We start from the raw sequence: 18,559 nt of genomic DNA, 5'->3' as shown, positions 1-18,559 counted from the left end.
GGGCGAGGACCGGACGGGGCGCGTCAGAGGTACAGCGGCGTCAGGTCCGCGTACTCCTCGACCGAGCCGCCGCGCAGGCAGACCTCGATGATCCGGCGACCCAGCGGGTCGAGGTCGTCGGTGAGGAACTGCCGGAGCTCGCTCGCGAAGAAGTCGGTGATGATCCGCGCCCCGGCGTCGTAGGCCTCGACCCCCACCTGGGACTGCAGCTCGGGCCGCAGGAAGGTCGGGCGCACGAGCTGGCCGTCGATCTTCATCTCCGTGAGCGTGTAGCCGAACAGGGGGCAGCGGGCGGGCGTCAGCTCGTCCGGCCGCAGCCGGCCCCCGCCGCGGCGCGCGAGGTACTCGCGCGTGAGCCACTCGGCCGCGAAGTCCACCCGGTAGGCGCCGATGTGCTGGTTGGGGGTGAGCACGTAGCGCGTCCGGCGAGTCTCCACGAGCTGGCGCAGCAGGAGGTTCGCCGCCGCGACCTTCGTTCCCGTCGCGAACGGCCAGTACGACCCGACGCCCTCGGCGACCATGCCGCCGTGGGCGAGCGCCTCCGTCGCCGTGCGGGACTCGCCGATCGACGGGTTCTTGTCGCCGCGCGGCGCGACGAGCCGCCAGATCCAGGCCAGCGCCGCGGGCACCACGTGGGTCATGCCCATGATCCCGTAGGTGGGTTGGTCGCGCGTGCAGGCAGGCATCCGGGCGCCGAACGTGCGCACGTCGACCTCGGCCGGCCCGGCGACGTCGGTGAGCAGGTGCCGCGGCACGACGACGCGCGGGTTGGGGCACCGCCGGCCGTCGGCGTCGAGCGAGTGCTCCCAGGGCAGCACGGTCGCGTCGGGGACGCCGTCGATGTTGAAGAACACGAGCGGCACGTCGGGGTGGATGCACGCGCGCTCGAGGTGCGCGTCCTGCCCGTACCCGGTGAGGTTGTCGACGCGCACGAACCAGCCCTCCTCGGCGTCGGTCACCACGAGGCGGCCGTCGCCGGTCTGGAGCGCGGCGTGGCACAGGGTCATGTCGTCGGTGACCGGGGCGAGCGCGCTCGTCTCCCCCAGCGTGATGACGTACGGCTCGCGCGTGACGACGTTCGTGCCGAGCAGGATCCTGCCGTCCTCCTGACGGCGCAGGTCCTGGCACATCTCCGACTTGCCGCCGCCCGAGGCGCCCTCGTGCATGATCACGGTCTCGTTCTCGTACGGCGTGGTGACGCGGACCGACGACGCGTGCGCCGTGACCCAGCCCTCCTGCTCGCCGACGTCGAGCAGGACCGAGAACACGCCCTTCTTGGCGCTCGGCCCGGGGTAGAGGTTGTAGGCGAACACCTCGTGGAGCGTCTCGGAGCGGTCGTGCACGACGACCTGGCGCCCGCCGAACCGGGTGTGGCGCAGCGGCGGCGCGACGTAGAGGATCGAGCGCGGCGCGAACGGGCCGATCCCGTCGAACGTGGCCCAGCCCTGGAGGTCGACGAGGGCGAGCGCGAAGAACGCCGCGTTGACGGGGCAGACGGCGAGCGACGGGTAGCCGTGCGTGCGCCCCCCGGCGCGGAACGGCACGACGACGAGCTCCTGCGCGGCGAGCCACGCGAGCGTCTCGTCCTTGACCGGGCCGAACTCCGCACCGAAGACGTCCCGGTAGCGCGGTTTGTCGGTCGGCAGGTCGTCGGCGATCCGCATGCAGTCCGGGTCCCGGCGGCGCATGTAGTCCTCGGGGTAGTTCACCGCGATCCCGTTGCGGCACCGCACGACCTCCGCCTCGACGACGCGCTCGCCCCCGGCGTCGTACTCGACGGCGAACCGCGGTCCGCCGTCGGGCCCGAGCGCGAGGCGGTAGAGCTCGTCGCGCGACGCCGGGACGACGAGGCGCGGGCACGCCGCGAGGGCGGCGGCGAGGGCGGGCGGCAGGACGACGCCGGGCGGGATCGCCCCGTCGGCGCGCGTGCGGTCGGTGGTCGTGGCGGTCATGGGTGCTCCAGGGGTCGGCGCGGGGATCGGGTCGAGGTGCGCCCACGAGCACCTGTCGCTTTGCGTGCAGATTACGACTCGATGACCATTCGACCCAGGGACCTTCGACCCGTCTCGGTCCGCACGCCGCGGACGGCCGCGGCGACGCCCGCCGGACGCCGAGACGGCGTCCGGCACGGCCCCGGGATCTGGGAGAATGGGCGACCATGAGCGACTTCCCGACGAACGCGCCGACGGGCGCGGCCGAACCCGCTGCAGCAACGACCTCCTCCGCCGGGCACGTAGCCGGTGACGTCGTCCGCGCGGTGGTCGCGGGAGTACCCGACCGGGTGAGCCTCGACGGGCTCGAGCACACCTACGACGCGCGCTGGTCCGAGCAGGGGACGTACGCGTTCGACCGCTCGAAGACCCGCGAGCAGGTCTTCTCCATCGACACCCCGCCGCCGACCGTCTCGGGCTCGCTGCACGTGGGCCACGTGTTCTCCTACACGCACACCGACGTCGTCGCGCGGTTCCAGCGCATGCGCGGCCTCGAGGTGTTCTACCCGATGGGCTGGGACGACAACGGCCTGCCCACCGAGCGGCGCGTCCAGAACTACTACGGCGTCCGCTGCGACCCCACGCTCCCCTACGTCGAGGGCTTCGAGCCCCCGCACGAGGGCGGCGAGGGCAAGTCCGTCAAGGCCGCCGACCAGGTACCGGTGAGCCGTCGCAACTTCATCGAGCTGTGCGAGCGGCTCACGGCCGAGGACGAGAAGCAGTTCGAGGCGCTGTGGCGCCGGCTCGGGCTCTCGGTCGACTGGGCGCAGCACTACCAGACGATCGACGCACGGTCCCGCACCGCGGCGCAGCGCGCGTTCCTGCGCAACCTCGCGCGCGGCGAGGCGTACCAGGCCGAGGCCCCCGGGCTGTGGGACGTGACGTTCCAGACCGCCGTCGCGCAGGCCGAGCTCGAGGCGCGCGACTACCCGGGCCACTTCCACAAGGTCGCGTTCCACCGGGTCGCGCCGGGCACCCCGGACGACGGCGCACCCGTCCTCATCGAGACCACGCGCCCCGAGCTGCTCGCGGCGTGCGTGGCGCTCGTCGCGCACCCCGACGACGAGCGGTACCAGCACCTGTTCGGCACCTCGGTGCGCTCGCCGCTGTTCGACGTCGAGCTGCCCGTCCTCGCCCACCCCGCCGCCGAGCGCGACAAGGGCGCGGGCATCGCGATGTGCTGCACGTTCGGCGACCTCACCGACGTGCAGTGGTGGCGCGAGCTGCAGCTCCCGACGCGCTCGATCATCACGCGCGACGGCCGGATCGTGCGCGAGACGCCGGACTGGATCACCTCGCACGCCGGCCAGGGCGTGTTCGCCGAGCTCGCGGGCAAGACGACGTTCTCGGCACGCCAGGTCGTCGTCGACGCGCTGCGCGACGCGGGCGACCTCGACGGCGAGCCCGTGCCGACCCAACGCAAGGCGAACTTCTTCGAGAAGGGCGACAAGCCCCTCGAGATCGTCACGTCGCGCCAGTGGTACATCCGCAACGGCGGCCGCGACTGGACGACGGCCGACGGCACGACACGCGACCTGCGCCAGGAGCTGCTGAACCGCGGCAAGGAGCTCGCGTTCCACCCCGACTTCATGCGCGTGCGCTACGAGAACTGGGTCGGCGGCCTCAACGGCGACTGGCTCATCTCGCGCCAGCGCTTCTTCGGCGTCGCGATCCCGCTGTGGTACCCCGTGCTCGAGTCGGGCGAGGTCGACCACGACCACCCGATCGTGCCGTCCGAGGACGCGCTGCCCGTCGACCCGTCGTCCGACGTGCCGGCCGGGTACACCGAGGACCAGCGCGGCGTGCCGGGCGGGTTCGTCGGCGAGAACGACATCATGGACACGTGGGCGACGTCGTCGCTCACGCCGCAGATCGCGGGCGGCTGGGAGGTCGACCCCGACCTGTTCGAGCGCGTCTTCCCCATGGACCTGCGCCCGCAGGGCCAGGACATCATCCGCACGTGGCTCTTCTCCACGGTCGTGCGCTCGCACCTCGAGTTCGGCTCGCTGCCGTGGAAGAACGCCGCGATCTCCGGCTGGATCCTCGACCCCGACCGCAAGAAGATGTCGAAGTCCAAGGGCAACGTCGTCACGCCCATGGGCCTGCTCGAGGAGCACGGGTCGGACGCCGTGCGGTACTGGGCGGCGTCGGCCCGCCTCGGCACGGACGCGGCGTTCGAGGTCGGGCAGATGAAGATCGGCCGTCGCCTCGCGATCAAGATCCTCAACGCGTCCAAGTTCGCGCTGTCGTTCGGGGTCGACGCCGAGACCGGGACGGGCGAGATCGTCCTCGACCCGGCGCTCGTCACCGAGACGCTCGACCGCGCGATGCTCGCGGGCCTCGCGACCGTCGTCGAGAAGGCGACCGAGGCGTTCGAGGCGTACGACCACACGCGCGCGCTCGAGGTCACCGAGACGTTCTTCTGGACGTTCTGCGACGACTACCTCGAGCTCGTCAAGGACCGCGCGTACGGCGCCGGGGCCGCGGCCTCCGACGTCTCCGCCGAGACCCGGTCCGCGCGCGTCGCGCTCGCCATCGCGCTCGACACGCTCCTGCGCCTGTTCGCGCCGTTCGTGCCGTTCGCGACGGAAGAGGTGTGGTCGTGGTGGCGCGCGTCGGAGGGCTCGATCCACCGCGCACCGTGGCCCACGCCCGACGTCGCGCGTTCAGCCGCGGGCGACGCCGACCCGGTCGTCCTCACCGCGGCGGGCCACGCGCTCGCGGCGCTGCGCAAGATCAAGTCCGAGGCGAAGGTGTCGATGCGCACCCCCATCCTCGCGGCGCAGGTCGCGGTGCCGGCGGCGTCGCTCCCCGGCGTCGAGGCGTCCGTCGTCGACGTCCGCAACGGTGGGCGCGTCACCGGCACGCTCGACCTCGTCGCGGCGGCCGAGGGCCAGGGCGACCCGGCCGTGCAGGGCGGGATCGTCGTCGTCTCCTCCGAGCTCGGCGAGCCCGAGGCCCGCAAGAAGGGCTGACCCCGCACGACGACAGCACCACGACGCCCTCCCCGGCCGCGGCCGGGGAGGGCGTCGTCGTCGGTGGCCGGGGCCTAGATGATCTCGCCGCGCAGCCGCGAGTCGTCGCCGGACATCGTCGCCGCGACCTCGCGCGGCGTCCCCTCGTCCGCCCAGCGGAGCGTGGCGCCCACGCCCTCGATGAGCTCGACGCTGCCCTCGGGCGCGAACGTCAGCCCGGCGTCCTGCCCGACGGCGGCCCGCACGAGCGCGACCGTGGCGGGCAGCTTCTCCAGGCCGTCCGTCATGCCGAGGGACTCGATCTCCTCGCGGGTCGCCGCGATGTGCAGCGGGCTGGGCCCGATCCACAGCGAGCGGTCGTCGAGCGCGCCGTCCTGCCCGTACTCGTCGGCCAGCACGAGCTCCTTGACCTGGCCGCGCGCGAGCACCGCGACGACGTCCTCCACGGACGTCACCGCGCCGGACTCACGGCCCTGCTCCTGGCGGAACTCCGCGAGGACCTTCTCGCGGCGACGCTCCCGGTAGCTGTCGAGCGCGTCGGCCACGTTCGCCTCGAACGAGGCCTCGTTGATGCCCGCGCCCCGGCCGCCGCCCGGGACCTCGACCACGAGCTCGGAGATCGCGTGCCCGAGCGCGCCCCGCACGAGCGGCACGGCGCGCACGTCACCGGTGAGCAGCACGAGCTCGGGCCGGTACTCGGCCGCCTGGCGCTCCAGCTCCGCGGCGACCGCCTCGGCGTTGCGCTCCCAGGAGTCCTCCGCGCGGGACTCGATGCGCTTGTGCGAGAGCCCGCCCGTGCGGACCTTGTTGATGACGTCGTGGCCGCCCTCGACCGTCTCCGGCTCCGAGTAGGGCAGGTGGCCGCCCGCGACGGACCACGTGAGGTCCGCGCCCTGCCGGTCGACGACGACGCGCACGTAGTCGACCGACTCGTCCGCCGCGCGGGCCGCCTGCAGCAGCGCGGGCACAGGCCCCCAGGAGCCCTTCGTGAGCGCCGGCGGGTCCTTGACGACCCGGTCGACGAGCACGCCCGTGTCGTCGGCGATCAGCACGCGCCCGTGGGTGCCCCCGACCCGCGTCGGCCGCAGCACCACCTCCTCGAGGTCGTCGAGGACCGCGTCCGGCGCGCCCTCCTGGTGCAGCTGGCGCCGCACTCCCTTCCAGCGGTTCTCGACCTCGCGGTCCCCGGCCTCGTTGGCGCGCGTCGCGTCGATGTACACCGTCGCGAAGGGGCCAGGATGGCCGAGGAGGGGCTTGAGCCAATCGATCTTCATGCGAACACCTCATGACGTCCGTCGGCGTGGCGGGAGGGCCGCCCGACGCGGCGGTGCCGACGCCGGGGGCCCGCCCTGGGTCCCCACCAGGGTCCGTCAGATCGACGGGGGTCGCCACCGCGCGTCGGGCCCAAGAGGCGCCTCGCGCCGGCCTCCGGGCCGTCGCCCGGCCCGCTGCCGGGCCGTCAGGAGTAGGTGTCGAGGACCGGGGTCCCCTCGCCCGAGGCGGCGTGCTCGGCGGCGATGCGCTCGTGGTGGCGGATGACCTCGTGGACGATGAACGCGCGGAACTGCTCGGCGAACTCCGGGTCGAGACCGGCGGAGCTCGCGATGCCCGTGAGCCGGGCGATCTGCTGGCGGTCCCGGTCCGGGTCCGCGGGCGGCAGCCCGCCCTGCGCCTTGAGCTCGCCCACGCGGCGCGTGAACTTGAACCGCTCCGCGAGCAGGTGCATGAGCGCCGCGTCGATGTTGTCGATGCTGTCGCGCAGGCGGAGGATCTCGTCGGGGACGGCGGGCCCGGGGTCGTTCGTCACCCACCGATCCTAGGGGTGCCCGTCGGGCGTCGAGGAACTCGATACTCGGAGTACGGAGTAAAGTGGCTCGCCGTCCCTCCCTACCGTCCCACTCAGCGGAGAGTTTCATGACGGAACACACGTCGCCGAGCCTCGTCGAGGTCTCCCCCACGGCGACCATCAGCACCCTCCTCACCGACCGTGTCGCGCGCGACCCCCGGGCGACGCTCGTCGAGCGCCGCACCACCGCCGACGGTCCGTGGGAGCGCGTCACCGCGCAGGAGTTCGAGGACGACGTCGTCGCGGTCGCCCGCGGCCTGCTCGCACGCGGCATCGAGCCCGGCGACCACGTCGCGATCATGTCGCGCACCCGCTACGAGTGGACCCTCCTCGATTTCGCCGCCTGGGCCGTGGGTGCCGTGCCCGTCCCCGTCTACGAGACGTCGTCCGCCGAGCAGGTGCACTGGATCCTGTCGGACGCGGGCGTCCGGCTCGCCGTCGTCGAGACGGCCGCCCACGCGGCCGAGGTCGCGACCGTGCGCGACCGCCTGCCCGGCCTGGAGGACGTCCTCGTCGTCGAGGACGGCGCCGTCGACGCCCTGCGCGCCGCCGGGGCCGACGTCCCGGCCGCGGAGGTCGAGCGCCGTCGGGCCGCGCAGCGCGTCGACGACCTCGCGACGGTCATCTACACGTCCGGGTCGACCGGGCGCCCCAAGGGCGTCGAGCTCACCCACCGCAACTTCGTGCACCTCGCGCTCAACGGCCGGGCCGGCCTCGCCGAGATCCTCGACGCCGACGGCGCACGCACCCTGCTGTTCCTGCCGCTCGCGCACGTGTTCGCCCGGTTCATCCAGGTCGTCGTCGTCGCGTCGAACGCGGTCCTCGCGCACTCCTGGGACACGAGGAACCTCGTCGCGGACCTCGGCTCGTTCCACCCGACGTTCCTGCTCGCCGTGCCGCGCGTGTTCGAGAAGGTCTACAACACCGCCGAGCAGAAGACCGGGACCGGCGCCAAGCGCAAGATCTTCCACTGGGCGGCCAAGGTCGCCATCACCTGGTCCCGGGCGCTCGACGCCCCGGGCGGCCCCGCGCTCGGGCTGCGCCTCCAGCACGCCGTCGCGGACCGGCTCGTCTACTCCACGCTGCGCGCCGCCATGGGCGGCCGGCTCACGTACTCCATCTCCGGCGGCGCGCCGCTCGGCGAGCGGCTGGGCCACTTCTACCGCGGGGTCGGGCTGCGCATCCTCGAGGGCTACGGCCTGACCGAGACCACGGCCCCCACGGCCGTGAACCTGCCCGGCCTGACGAAGATCGGGACGGTCGGGCCCGCGTTCCCCGGCACGTCGCTGCGCATCGACGCGGACGGCGAGCTCCTGGTCAAGGGCGACCACATCTTCCGTGGCTACCGCAACCAGCCCGAGCTCACCGCCGAGGCGCTCCAGGATGGCTGGTTCCGCACCGGCGACCTCGGCGCGTTCGACGACGACGGCTACCTGCGCATCACCGGCCGCAAGAAGGAGATCATCGTGACCGCGGGCGGCAAGAACGTCGCGCCGGCCGTGCTCGAGGACCGGCTGCGCGCGCACCCGCTCGTGAGCCAGGTCGTCGTCGTGGGCGACCAGCGCCCCTTCATCGGCGCCCTCGTCACGCTCGACGCCGAGATGCTGCCGGGCTGGCTCGCGACGCACGGCCTGCGTCCGATGGACGTCGAGACGGCCGCGCACGACGCCGACGTGCTCGCCGCGCTCGACCGCGCCGTCGCGCACGCCAACGAGGCCGTCTCGCGGGCCGAGTCGATCCGCAAGATCACCGTGCTCACGACGGACTTCACCGAGCAGAACGGCTACCTCACGCCGTCGCTCAAGGTGAAGCGGCGCCTGGTCATCGACGACTTCGCCGACACGATCGACACGCTGTACGGCTCGAAGGTCGGCGCCGACGCCTGAAGCCCCACCCCCGGCCCCGGGGCCCGGGGCCCCGGCCCCGGGGCCCGGGGCCCCGGCCCCCACCCCCGCCCCGCGGCACGGGCTGAGCAGGTGGTCCTGGTGCGTCCGGGTGACGGGACGGACCAGGACCACCTGCTCGGCCGCGCTACATCACCTGGTCGGGGTCGTCGGGGTCAGGCGGACTTCTCGCGCGGGGTGCGTGCGCGCGCGGTCGTGGTGCGCGGCACGATCGTGGGATTGACGTTGTCCAGCACGACCTCACGCGTGATCACGACCCGCTCCACGTCATCACGCGACGGCACGTCGAACATCACCTGCTGCAACACCTCCTCCATGATCGCGCGCAACCCCCGCGCCCCCGTCCCACGCAACAACGCCTGCTCCGCGACCGCCTCGACCGCACCCTCGGTGAACTCCAGCTCCACCCCGTCGATCGCGAACATCCGCTGATACTGCTTCACCAACGCATTCCGCGGCTGGGTCAGGATCCGCACCAACGCCTCCCGGTCCAACGCCGCCACCGACGCGATCACCGGAAGGCGCCCGATGAACTCCGGGATCAACCCGAACCGGTGCAGATCCTCCGGGCGCACCTGCGCGAACAGGTCCTCCCCCGCACCCGTCTCGATCGGCGCACCAAAACCCACACCCCGCTTGCGCGCGCGCGCCGCCACGATGTCGTCCAACCCCGCAAAAGCCCCCGCCACGATGAACAGCACGTTCGAGGTGTCCACCTGGATGAACTCCTGGTGCGGGTGCTTACGACCACCCTGCGGCGGCACCGACGCCGACGTGCCCTCGATGATCTTCAACAACGCCTGCTGCACACCCTCACCCGACACGTCCCGCGTGATCGAGGGGTTCTCCGCCTTCCGCGCCACCTTGTCGATCTCATCGATGTAGATGATGCCCGTCTCAGCCTTCTTCACGTCGAAGTCCGCCGCCTGCACCAGCTTCAGCAGAATGTTCTCCACGTCCTCACCGACATACCCCGCCTCGGTGAGCGCCGTCGCGTCCGCGATCGCAAAAGGCACGTTCAACATCCGCGCCAACGTCTGCGCCAGATACGTCTTGCCCGTCCCCGTCGGACCGATCAACAAGATGTTCGACTTCGCCAGCTCCACGTAGTCCGCGTCGTCCGGGTTCGAGGGCTTGGCCTGCTCGCCCGCCTGCACGCGCTTGTAGTGGTTGTAGACGGCGACGGCCAGGGCCCGCTTCGCGGCGTCCTGGCCGATGACGTACTGCTCGAGGAACTCGAAGATCTCCTTGGGCTTGGGCAGCTCCGTGAGACCGAGCTCCGTCGCCTCGGCGAGCTCCTCCTCGATGATCTCGTTGCAGAGGTCGATGCACTCGTCGCAGATGTACACGCCGGGGCCCGCGATGAGCTTCTTGACCTGCTTCTGCGACTTGCCGCAGAACGAGCACTTCAGCAGGTCGGCACCGTCTGAGATACGAGCCACTACGCGTCTCCTTGTCCCGGTGACCGGTCCTCCGCCCGTCGGGTTCGACGGCGCGGGGCCCGGGCACGGCCGAGCGGGTCCTGCTCCCCATTCCACACCACGGGGCCCCCGTTGTCAGGTGGGCTCTCCGCACGGGGTGCAACGTGTCGCGCCGCCGACCCCGGCGGGGGCGGCGGCGCGGCGCGTGGTCAGGCGGACCGGGTCACGGCTTGTTGACCGCGACGGCCTTGCGGCTCTCGAGGACCTGGTCCACGAGGCCGTACTCCTTCGCCTGCTCGGCGGTGAGGATCTTGTCGCGCTCGATGTCCTGGCGGACCTGCTCGACCGACTTGCCCGAGTGCAGCGCGAGGGTGTCCTCGAGCCACTCGCGCATGCGGATGAGCTCGTTCGCGTGGATCTCGATGTCGGACGCCTGCGCGTAGCCGCCACCCTCCATCGCGGGCTGGTGGATGAGCACGCGCGCGTTGGGGAGCGCGAGCCGCTTGCCCGGCTGGCCCGCGGCGAGCAGCACGGCCGCGGCGGAGGCCGCCTGGCCGAGGCAGACCGTCTGGATCTGGGGCTTGATGTACTGCATCGTGTCGTAGAGCGCGGTCATCGCGGTGAACGACCCGCCCGGCGAGTTGATGTAGAGGATGACGTCGCGGTCCGGGTCCTGGCTCTCGAGCACGAGGAGCTGGGCCATGACGTCGTCCGCGGACGCGTCGTCGACCTGGACGCCCAGGAAGATGATGCGGTCCTCGAACAGCTTGGTGTAGGGGTCCTGGCGCTTGAAGCCGTAGGCGGTGCGCTCCTCGAACTGCGGGAGCACGTAGCGGGCGGACGGCGCACCGCCCGGCAGGGCGATGCCGCCGGGGCGGGCCGCGGGGCCGGCGAGGCGCTGGGCGGTGGACAGGTACTGGGACTCGGCGCTGAAGCTCACGGGTTCTCCTCGGTGAAGTCTGGTGTCCGGTGCGGGGTCAGGAACCCGTGGTGCCGCCGCCGCCGGTCACGGACGACGCGTTGGTGACGACGTGGTCGATGAAGCCGTACTCCAGCGCCTCCTGCGCGGTGAACCAGCTGTCCCGGTCGTTGTCCTTGAGGATCTGCTCGAGCGGCTTGCCGGTCTGCTCGGCCGTGAGCTCGGAGAGCACCTGCTTCATGTGCATGATCAGCTGCGCGTTGATGCGCACGTCGGTCGCCGTGCCGCCGATGCCGCCGGACGGCTGGTGCATCATGACGCGCGCGTGCGGCGTCGCGTACCGCTTGCCCTTGGTGCCGGACGAGAGCAGGAACTGCCCCATCGACGCCGCCATGCCCATGGCGATCGTCGCGACGTCGGGCTGGATGTACTGCATCGTGTCGTAGATCGCCATGCCGGCCGTGATCGAGCCGCCGGGCGAGTTGATGTACAGCCAGATGTCCTTGTCCGGGTCCTCCGCGGCGAGCAGCATCATCTGGGCGCAGATGGCGTTCGCGTTCTCGTCGCGCACCTCCGAGCCGAGCCAGATGATGCGCTCCTTGAGGAGCCGGTTGTAGATGGAGTCGTTGAGTCCGAGGCCCGGACCCTCGGCGCGGTTCACCGGGGCCGTCGCGTCGGACGGCAGGTACAGCTCGTTCACATCCATCTCCTTCGTCGCTCCCGCGGGTCGCCCCCGCCTGCGCTGCCCTGGCCGGCCGGGACGGCGTCCCGGTCCAGCCGTGCTGCAGTGACCCTAACGCGGTCCGTGCCCGCCGTTCGTCCCGGCGGGCCGCGTTTTCGCTGACGGCGCACCAGGCACCACGCCCCTCGCCGACGACGACGGCCCGCACCCTCGCGCGGAGGGTGCGGGCCGTCCTGGGGACCGTCCGGCCGGGGGCCGGCGACGCGTCAGGCCTTCGTCGCGTCCTTCTCGTCGTCCTCGACCGGGGCGTCGGCGGCGGGGGCGGCCGAGTCGTCCACGAGCGCCTCCTCGACCGGCTCGCCCGCGACGTCCTCGACGGGCTCGTCCGCGGCGGCGTCCTCGTCGTCCGAGCCGATGAACTCGGTCAGGTCGACGACGTTGCCGGCGGTGTCCTTGACCTCGATCTGGCGCAGCGCGACGGCGAGCGACTTGGAGCGCGCGACCTCGCCGACCATCGCGGGGATCTGCCCGCCCTGGTCGAGCGACTGGATGAACTGGTTCGGGTCCATCCCGTACTGGCGCGAGGCGCTCACGAGGTACTCGAGGAGCTCGTTCTGCGCGACCTTGATCTCGAGCTGCTCGGCGAGGGTGTCGAGCAGGATCTGGTTGCGCAGGGCGTCGGTCGCCTCGACCGTGACCTCGGCGCGGTGCGTGTCGTCCTCCAGGCGGCCCTCGGACTCGAGGTGGCGGTGCACCTCGGCCTCGACGGCGCCCGCGGGGACGGGGATCTCGACGGCGTCGTTGAGCGCCTTGAGCAGCTCGTCGCGCGCGGCGACGGCCTGGTTCGACGTCTTGATGCTCGCGACCTGCTCGCGCAGGTCCGCCGTGAGCTCCTCGAGCGTGTCGAACTCGGAGGCGAGCTGCGCGAAGTCGTCGTCGGCCTCGGGGAGGTCGCGCTGCTTCACGGACGTGGCGGTGACGGTGACCGCGGCCTCCTTGCCCTCGTGCTCGCCGCCGGCCAGCGGCGCGTTGAACGTGGTCGTCTCCTCGGCCGAGAGACCGGTGAGCGCCTCGTCGAGGCCCTCGAGCATGTTGCCCGAGCCGATCTGGTAGCTCACGCCGGAGACGGAGTCGACCTCCTCGCCGTCGATCTCGGCCTTCAGGTCGAGCACGACGAAGTCGCCCTCGGCCGCGGGGCGGTCGACGCCGACGAGGGTGCCGAAGCGCTCGCGCAGCGCGTCGAGGCGCTCGGTGACGTCCTCGTCCGTGACCTCGGCGGGCTCGACGGTGATCGCGAGCGAGTCGAGCGCGGGCAGCGTGATCTCGGGGCGGACCTCGACCTCGGCGGTGAAGACCAGCTGGCCCTCGCCGGCCTTCGCCGGGATCTCGGTGACCTCGACCTCGGGCTGGCCGAGGGGGCGCAGGTTCTCCTCGCTCGCGGCCTGGCGGTAGAAGCCGGAGAGCGCGTCGTTGACGGCGTGCTCGATCACGGCGCCCCAGCCGACGCGCTGGTCGATGACGCGGGGCGGGACCTTGCCCTTGCGGAAGCCGGGGATGTTTACCTGCTCCGCGATGTGCTTGTAGGCGTGGTCGATGCTCGGCTTGAGCTCGTCGTACTCCACCTCGACGGTCAGCTTGACCTTGGTGGGGTCCAGGGTCTCGACGGCGCTCTTCACTTCGATGATCTCCAACTGATCGGGGCGGGCCGCGGGCGGCCGGGGACGGCACCGCACGCGGGCGTACGGGCAACCGTCCCATCGTACGCGAGCGGTCAAGCGCGCCCGACGCGGCGGCGCGCCCGTGGCCCCCGTCGCGGCACGGCGAGCAGCACCGCGAGCGCCACGACCGCCGTCGCCGCGACGGTCGGCCACCGCAGGCCGACCGCGCCGACCGCGTCCAGGAGCACCGCCATGACCATCTGCCCCCCGACGACGGTCAGCGTGAGGACGAACGTGCCGAGGTGGCGCACGGCGAACGCGGCCGCGACGGTGACGACCGTCCCGAGCGGCCCGCCCAGGTAGAGCCACCACTGCGGGGGCAGCACGACGCCGTCGAGCACGCCGAACGGGACGCCGAGCGCGCACACGAGCGTGATCCCGGCGAGCCCGCCCGTGACCGACGTGAGGGTCGCCACGACCGGGTCGCCCGTGAGCTGCGTGACGCGGCCGTTGCCCGCCTGCTGCCCGCACAGCACCGCGCCGCCCACGAAGAGCGCCGCACCGGCCGCGACGACCGCCCACCCGGGACCGCCCGCGCTGCTCCCGAGCACCACGATGCCCAGACCGGCGAGCGCCGCGAGGCCGGCGCCCGCACGACGCGGCGTGAGCCGCAGCGGCGCGGGCAGCCCGACGCCCCGCGCGTCGAGCGCGAGCCCGGCGACGGTCTGGCCGGCCACGGAGCAGACGGACGCGACCGCGACCCCGACGAGGGGGATCCCGGCGGCCATCGCGACGACGATCGGCACGCTGCACAACCCGACGGCGAACCACCACCACGAGGCGGACGAGCGCACGACGGCGAGCGTGGACCGGACGCGGCGGCGGGCGACCACCACGAGCACGGTCGCGAGGAGGGTGCCCACGTAGGAGAGCCATGCGGCGAGGACGGGCCCCGTGCCCGCGGCCCCGAGGTCGCCGTTGAGGCGTCCCTGGAGCGAGAGGACCGCACCGCTGCCCGCGGCGACGAGCGCGGCGAGGGTCACGCGGGCCGCCGGACCGGCGGTCGCGGAGGACGGGGTCAACGGGCACCTCCCCGGGGACGGGACCGCCAGGGCGGCCCGGACGTCGACGACGTCCCGCGGCGCCCCGCAGGGCGCCGCGCGAAGGTCGGGGTGACAGGATTTGAACCTGCGACCTTCCGCTCCCAAAGCGGACGCGCTACCAACCTGCGCCACACCCCGTCGTCCGCCACGGCGGGCGGACCAGGGGCAAGTGTACTGGCGGGACGGGGCGCGACCGACGGGCCGCCGCGCGGGGAACGCCGCGGCACGGGCGGCCCGCCGACGTTTGCTAGGGTGGCGGCCGCAGGTCGGTGGCACGCCGTCCCGGGCGGCCGCACAGGCCGGCCGCCGGGCGAGCCGAGGCCCGCGCGGGCGTAGCTCAATGGTAGAGCCCCAGTCTTCCAAACTGGCTACGCGGGTTCGATTCCCGTCGCCCGCTCCGTTCGTCCCACGACCCCACGGGCGCCCCGCCTCCCCGGCGCGGCGCCCGTCGTCGTTCCCGGGCGCCGCGGACGGCGTTGCAGGGCCGCGCCGCGGACCGATAGCCTCGGGGCACGCGCGCCGTCGGCCCGCCCGGAGCTCCGGGCGACTCCCCCGGCGCGACCGACCAGGAGGAGCGAGGAATGACCGCGACGACCGCGCGTCCTGCATCGCTGCACCGCGCCGCGCCGCGCACCTCCTGTTGTCGCTGTCTCGGCTGCCGCTGACGACGGCCGTCCCCGCGTGCCCCGGCACGCTCGCGCACGCCCCTCGTCCCGCCCGAGCCCGTCCCGTCGCCCGCGCGCGCCCGCGCCGCCCCCGCGAGACGCTGGACCCCGGCCACCGGGCGCGTCCCGCCCCCCATCGGTACCCCCCACCCGGCTCACCCCGAGCCGTCGACAGAAGAGGAAGACATGGCACGCATCTACGACGACGTCACGCAGCTCGTCGGCAACACCCCGCTGGTCCGGCTCAACAAGCTCACCGAGGGCCTCGGCGCCACCGTGGTGGGCAAGCTCGAGTTCTACAACCCCGCCAACTCGGTCAAGGACCGCATCGGCGTCGCGATCATCGACGCCGCCGAGGCGTCCGGCGAGCTGAAGCCGGGCGGGACGATCGTCGAGGCGACGTCCGGCAACACCGGCATCGCGCTCGCGATGGTGGGTGCGGCGCGCGGGTACGACGTCGTGCTCACGATGCCGGAGACGATGTCGAAGGAGCGCCGCGCGCTGCTGCGCGCGTTCGGCGCCGAGCTCATCCTCACGCCGGGCTCCGAGGGCATGAAGGGCGCGGTCAGCCGCGCGGACGAGATCGTCGCCGAGCGCGAGGGCGCGATCCTCGCCCGCCAGTTCGCGAACGAGGCGAACCCGGAGATCCACCGCCGCACGACGGCCGAGGAGATCTGGGCCGACACCGACGGCGCGGTCGACATCGTCGTCGCGGGTATCGGCACGGGCGGCACCATCACGGGCGTCGGCCAGGTGCTCAAGGAGCGCAAGCCCGGCGTGCAGATCGTCGCCGTCGAGCCGGAGGAGTCGGCCATCCTCAACGGCGGCCAGCCCGGCCCGCACAAGATCCAGGGCATCGGCGCGAACTTCGTGCCCGAGATCCTCGACACCTCGGTCTACGACGAGGTCATCGACGTCAACGCCGAGACCGCCGTCGAGTACGCGCGCCGCGCCGCCAAGGAGGAGGGCCTGCTCGTCGGGATCTCCTCGGGCGCCGCGATCGCCGCCGCGCTGCAGCTCGCCGCGCGTCCCGAGAACGCGGGCAAGCTCATCGTGACGATCATCCCGTCGTTCGGCGAGCGCTACCTGTCCTCCGTCCTCTACGCCGACCTGCTGGACTGACGTGACCGACCCCCACCCCCGCGCACGGACGGCCGGCCACCGGCTGCGCCGGTTCGTGCGCGTGCTCGGCGAGGACCTCGAGGCGGCCCGACGGCGGGACCCCGCCGCGCGCAGCCGCCTCGAGGTCGCTCTCGCGTACCCCGGCGTGCACGCCGTGTGGGCCTATCGGCTCGCGCACCGCATGTGGCGCGAGCCGCTGCTGCGCCTGCCGGCGCGGCTCGTGTCGCAGGCGGCGCGCGCGCTCACCGGCGTGGAGATCCATCCCGGCGCGCGCATCGGCCGACGGCTGTTCATCGACCACGGGATGGGCGTCGTCGTGGGCGAGACGGCCGTGGTCGGCGACGACGTCGTGCTGTTCCACACGTCGACGCTCGGCGGGCGCTCGATGAAGCGGGGCAAGCGGCACCCCACGCTCGGCGACCGGGTCGTCGTCGGCGCCGGGGCGAAGATCCTCGGGCCGGTGTGGGTCGGCGACGACGTCCAGGTCGGGGCCAACGCCGTCGTCGTCAAGGACGTGCCCGCGGGCGCGGTCGCCGTCGGCGTGCCGGCCACCGTCCGGATGCCGGCGGGCGCGCCCGCCGCGCGGGAGGCCGTCGAGGACCCCTCGCTCCTCATCGAGTACGTCATCTGAGGAGGACGCCGAGTGCGACCCCGGATCGGCTAGTGTGGTCGTGGGCGGTACCTGAGACCGCGCGTACCGGATACCCCCTGCCCGGTGCGCCCTCGGGTACCGCCCGCTCACCGCCGGCCGCAGCCGCCCGTCCGTGGCAGCCGGTCCCGGCACCACGACCCTCGACGAGGAGGAGCGCGCATGCGCCTCGGCATCCACACCGGCTACTGGTCCGCCGGTCCCCCCGACGGCATCCAGGACGCGGTCGTCGCGGCCGACCGCCTCGGCGTCGACTCGGTCTGGACGGCGGAAGCCTACGGCTCCGACGCGTTCACGCCACTGGCGTGGTGGGGCTCGCGCACGACCCGCATCCGCCTCGGGACCGCCGTCGCGCAGGTCTCCGCACGCACCCCGACCGCGACGGCGATGGCCGCGCTGACGATGGACCACCTCTCGGGAGGCCGGTTCGTCCTCGGCCTCGGCGTCTCCGGGCCCCAGGTGGTCGAGGGCTGGTACGGCCAGCCGTACGCGAGGCCGCTCGCACGGACCCGCGAGTACGTGCAGGTGGTGCGCGACGTCCTGCGCCGGGAGGCGCCCGTGACGTCGTCCGGCCCGCACTACCCCCTCCCCCTGCCCGACGGCGTCGGGACGGGGCTGGGCAAGCCGCTGCGCTCGACCGTCCACCCGCTGCGCGCCGACCTCCCGATCCACCTGGCGGCCGAGGGGCCGAAGAACATCGCGCTCGCCGCCGAGATCGCGGACGGGTGGCTCCCGCTGTTCTACTCGCCGCGCATGGACGCGACGTTCCGCGAGCTCCTCGCGGACGGCTTCGCGCGCCGCGCGCCGGAGCGCTCGCCCGAGTCCGCGTTCGAGGTGAGCGCGACCGTCCCCGTCGTCGTGCGCGAGCACGTCGAGCAGGCCGCGGACCAGGTGCGCCCGTTCCTCGCGCTGTACGTCGGCGGGATGGGCGCCAAGGGGGCGAACTTCCACCGCGACGCGCTCGACCGCCTCGGGTATGCCGAGGCGTGCGACGAGATCCAGGCGCACTACCTCGCGGGACGCAAGGACCTCGCGGCCGCCGCCGTCCCGACGGCGATGGTCGAGGACGTCGCGCTCGTCGGCCCGCCCGAGAAGATCGCGCGCGACCTCGCGGCGTGGCGCGAGACGGCGGTGACGACGCTCCTCGTCCAGGGCGACGCGACGGCCGTGCAGACGCTCGCCCCGCTCCTCGCGGCACCGACCCCGGGCTGACCGGCCCGGCGCCGCGCGGTCAGTCGTCGGCGCCGGGGAACCACACGGCCCGGCGCAGGTCCACGCGACGCCCGTCGCGCGACAGCGGGCACCCCTCGGCGCGGAGCTCCGCGAGCGCCGCGTCGAGGTGGTGCGCGGGCGGCGACCCCGCCGCGTTGACGATCCGCCACCACGGCACCGGGGCGCCGTCGTCGTCCACCCCGGACGACCCGGCGAGCACCTGCCCGACCTGGCGCGGGCCGCCCCGCCCCAGCGACTCCGCGACGATCTCCGCGACGAGCCCGTAGGTCATGGCCCGTGCGGGCGGGACGCGCCGCACGAGGTCGAGCACCGCGGTCGCGTACTCCTGCGCGAGCGCGCGCGGGTCGGCGCGGTCGTCGTCGCCGCCGCCTCCGGGGGTGCGTCGTGCCAT

General features: G+C 73.2%; 14 protein-coding genes and 2 tRNA genes. 6 read left to right on the top strand and 10 right to left on the bottom strand.

Annotated features, from left to right (window positions below; translation table 11 throughout):
• Positions 1-23: 23 nt before the first annotated feature.
• Positions 24-1,952: a DUF4914 family protein gene (locus RSE42_RS07425; RefSeq protein WP_415298436.1), complete on the bottom strand. Its 1,929-nt coding sequence runs from the start codon at positions 1,950-1,952 to the stop codon at positions 24-26.
• 206 nt (positions 1,953-2,158) lie between these two features.
• Here RSE42_RS07425 and valS point away from each other — a divergent pair, with 206 nt between their 5' ends.
• Complete coding sequence (gene valS / locus RSE42_RS07420) at positions 2,159-4,966, top strand: valine--tRNA ligase (RefSeq protein WP_415298434.1); 2,808 nt, start codon at positions 2,159-2,161, stop codon at positions 4,964-4,966.
• 74 nt (positions 4,967-5,040) lie between these two features.
• On the opposite strand, the gene RSE42_RS07415 is transcribed toward valS, so the two are convergent.
• Together RSE42_RS07415 and RSE42_RS07410 are read right to left on the bottom strand one after the other, a co-directional pair.
• Positions 5,041-6,240, bottom strand: coding sequence for a Vms1/Ankzf1 family peptidyl-tRNA hydrolase (locus tag RSE42_RS07415; protein ID WP_415298432.1), 1,200 nt, complete (start codon positions 6,238-6,240; stop codon positions 5,041-5,043).
• A 185-nt stretch (positions 6,241-6,425) separates the two neighbouring features.
• On the bottom strand, positions 6,426-6,773 hold the full coding sequence (locus RSE42_RS07410) for a chorismate mutase (RefSeq protein WP_114553102.1): 348 nt from the start codon (positions 6,771-6,773) through the stop codon (positions 6,426-6,428).
• A gap of 107 nt (positions 6,774-6,880) precedes the next feature.
• Between RSE42_RS07410 and RSE42_RS07405 the strand changes: the two genes are divergently transcribed.
• The gene (locus tag RSE42_RS07405; protein ID WP_415298431.1) at positions 6,881-8,698 is read left to right on the top strand and encodes an AMP-dependent synthetase/ligase; all 1,818 of its coding nucleotides are present in this window, start codon (positions 6,881-6,883) and stop codon (positions 8,696-8,698) included.
• Between the two features lie 173 nt (positions 8,699-8,871).
• Here RSE42_RS07405 and clpX read toward each other — a convergent pair whose 3' ends face one another.
• From clpX to RSE42_RS07375, 6 genes are all read right to left on the bottom strand, one after another.
• Positions 8,872-10,158 (bottom strand): ATP-dependent Clp protease ATP-binding subunit ClpX, encoded by a 1,287-nt coding sequence (gene clpX / locus RSE42_RS07400; protein WP_085388150.1) that lies wholly within the window; start codon positions 10,156-10,158, stop codon positions 8,872-8,874.
• Between the two features lie 202 nt (positions 10,159-10,360).
• Entirely contained in the window at positions 10,361-11,077 is a 717-nt protein-coding gene (locus tag RSE42_RS07395; protein ID WP_021482022.1) for an ATP-dependent Clp protease proteolytic subunit, read from the bottom strand.
• Between the two features lie 37 nt (positions 11,078-11,114).
• Positions 11,115-11,762, bottom strand: coding sequence for an ATP-dependent Clp protease proteolytic subunit (locus tag RSE42_RS07390; protein ID WP_044144211.1), 648 nt, complete (start codon positions 11,760-11,762; stop codon positions 11,115-11,117).
• Between the two features lie 242 nt (positions 11,763-12,004).
• Positions 12,005-13,414, bottom strand: coding sequence for a trigger factor (gene tig / locus RSE42_RS07385; RefSeq protein WP_085388151.1), 1,410 nt, complete (start codon positions 13,412-13,414; stop codon positions 12,005-12,007).
• A gap of 95 nt (positions 13,415-13,509) precedes the next feature.
• Entirely contained in the window at positions 13,510-14,478 is a 969-nt protein-coding gene (locus RSE42_RS07380; RefSeq protein ID WP_415298429.1) for a DMT family transporter, read from the bottom strand.
• Between the two features lie 85 nt (positions 14,479-14,563).
• A tRNA-Pro gene (locus tag RSE42_RS07375) sits at positions 14,564-14,637 on the bottom strand.
• A 188-nt stretch (positions 14,638-14,825) separates the two neighbouring features.
• Here RSE42_RS07375 and RSE42_RS07370 point away from each other — a divergent pair.
• The 4 genes from RSE42_RS07370 (at position 14,826) to RSE42_RS07355 (ending at position 18,147) form a co-directional block, all read left to right on the top strand.
• Positions 14,826-14,896: transfer RNA gene (locus tag RSE42_RS07370), tRNA-Gly, on the top strand.
• 454 nt (positions 14,897-15,350) lie between these two features.
• Positions 15,351-16,286: a cysteine synthase A gene (gene cysK, locus RSE42_RS07365; protein WP_021482934.1), complete on the top strand. Its 936-nt coding sequence runs from the start codon at positions 15,351-15,353 to the stop codon at positions 16,284-16,286.
• Between the two features lies 1 nt (position 16,287).
• On the top strand, positions 16,288-16,917 hold the full coding sequence (epsC, locus tag RSE42_RS07360) for a serine O-acetyltransferase EpsC (protein ID WP_051028395.1): 630 nt from the start codon (positions 16,288-16,290) through the stop codon (positions 16,915-16,917).
• Between the two features lie 180 nt (positions 16,918-17,097).
• Entirely contained in the window at positions 17,098-18,147 is a 1,050-nt protein-coding gene (locus RSE42_RS07355; RefSeq protein WP_085388153.1) for an LLM class F420-dependent oxidoreductase, read from the top strand.
• Positions 18,148-18,166: 19 nt separating this feature from the next.
• On the opposite strand, the gene RSE42_RS07350 is transcribed toward RSE42_RS07355, so the two are convergent.
• On the bottom strand, positions 18,167-18,559 hold the full coding sequence (locus RSE42_RS07350) for an MGMT family protein (RefSeq protein WP_415298426.1): 393 nt from the start codon (positions 18,557-18,559) through the stop codon (positions 18,167-18,169).

The organism is Cellulosimicrobium sp. SJTW-1, from assembly GCF_047716875.1.
GTDB classification, from domain to species: Bacteria; Actinomycetota; Actinomycetes; order Actinomycetales; family Cellulomonadaceae; genus Cellulosimicrobium; species Cellulosimicrobium funkei.
This window is presented reverse-complemented; position numbering and strand designations above follow the sequence as displayed.

What these genes read in the sequence shown, in the direction of transcription:
- valS (WP_415298434.1), top strand. Translation starts at nt 2,159, where the DNA reads ATGAGCGACTTCCCGACGAACGCGCCGACGGGCGCGGCCGAACCCGCT.
- cysK (WP_021482934.1), top strand. Translation starts at nt 15,351, where the DNA reads ATGGCACGCATCTACGACGACGTCACGCAGCTCGTCGGCAACACCCCG.
- RSE42_RS07355 (WP_085388153.1), top strand. Translation starts at nt 17,098, where the DNA reads ATGCGCCTCGGCATCCACACCGGCTACTGGTCCGCCGGTCCCCCCGAC.
- RSE42_RS07405 (WP_415298431.1), top strand. Translation starts at nt 6,881, where the DNA reads ATGACGGAACACACGTCGCCGAGCCTCGTCGAGGTCTCCCCCACGGCG.
- RSE42_RS07350 (WP_415298426.1), bottom strand. Translation starts at nt 18,559, where the DNA reads ATGGCACGACGCACCCCCGGAGGCGGCGGCGACGACGACCGCGCCGAC.
- RSE42_RS07425 (WP_415298436.1), bottom strand. Translation starts at nt 1,952, where the DNA reads ATGACCGCCACGACCACCGACCGCACGCGCGCCGACGGGGCGATCCCG.
- RSE42_RS07390 (WP_044144211.1), bottom strand. Translation starts at nt 11,762, where the DNA reads ATGGATGTGAACGAGCTGTACCTGCCGTCCGACGCGACGGCCCCGGTG.
- RSE42_RS07415 (WP_415298432.1), bottom strand. Translation starts at nt 6,240, where the DNA reads ATGAAGATCGATTGGCTCAAGCCCCTCCTCGGCCATCCTGGCCCCTTC.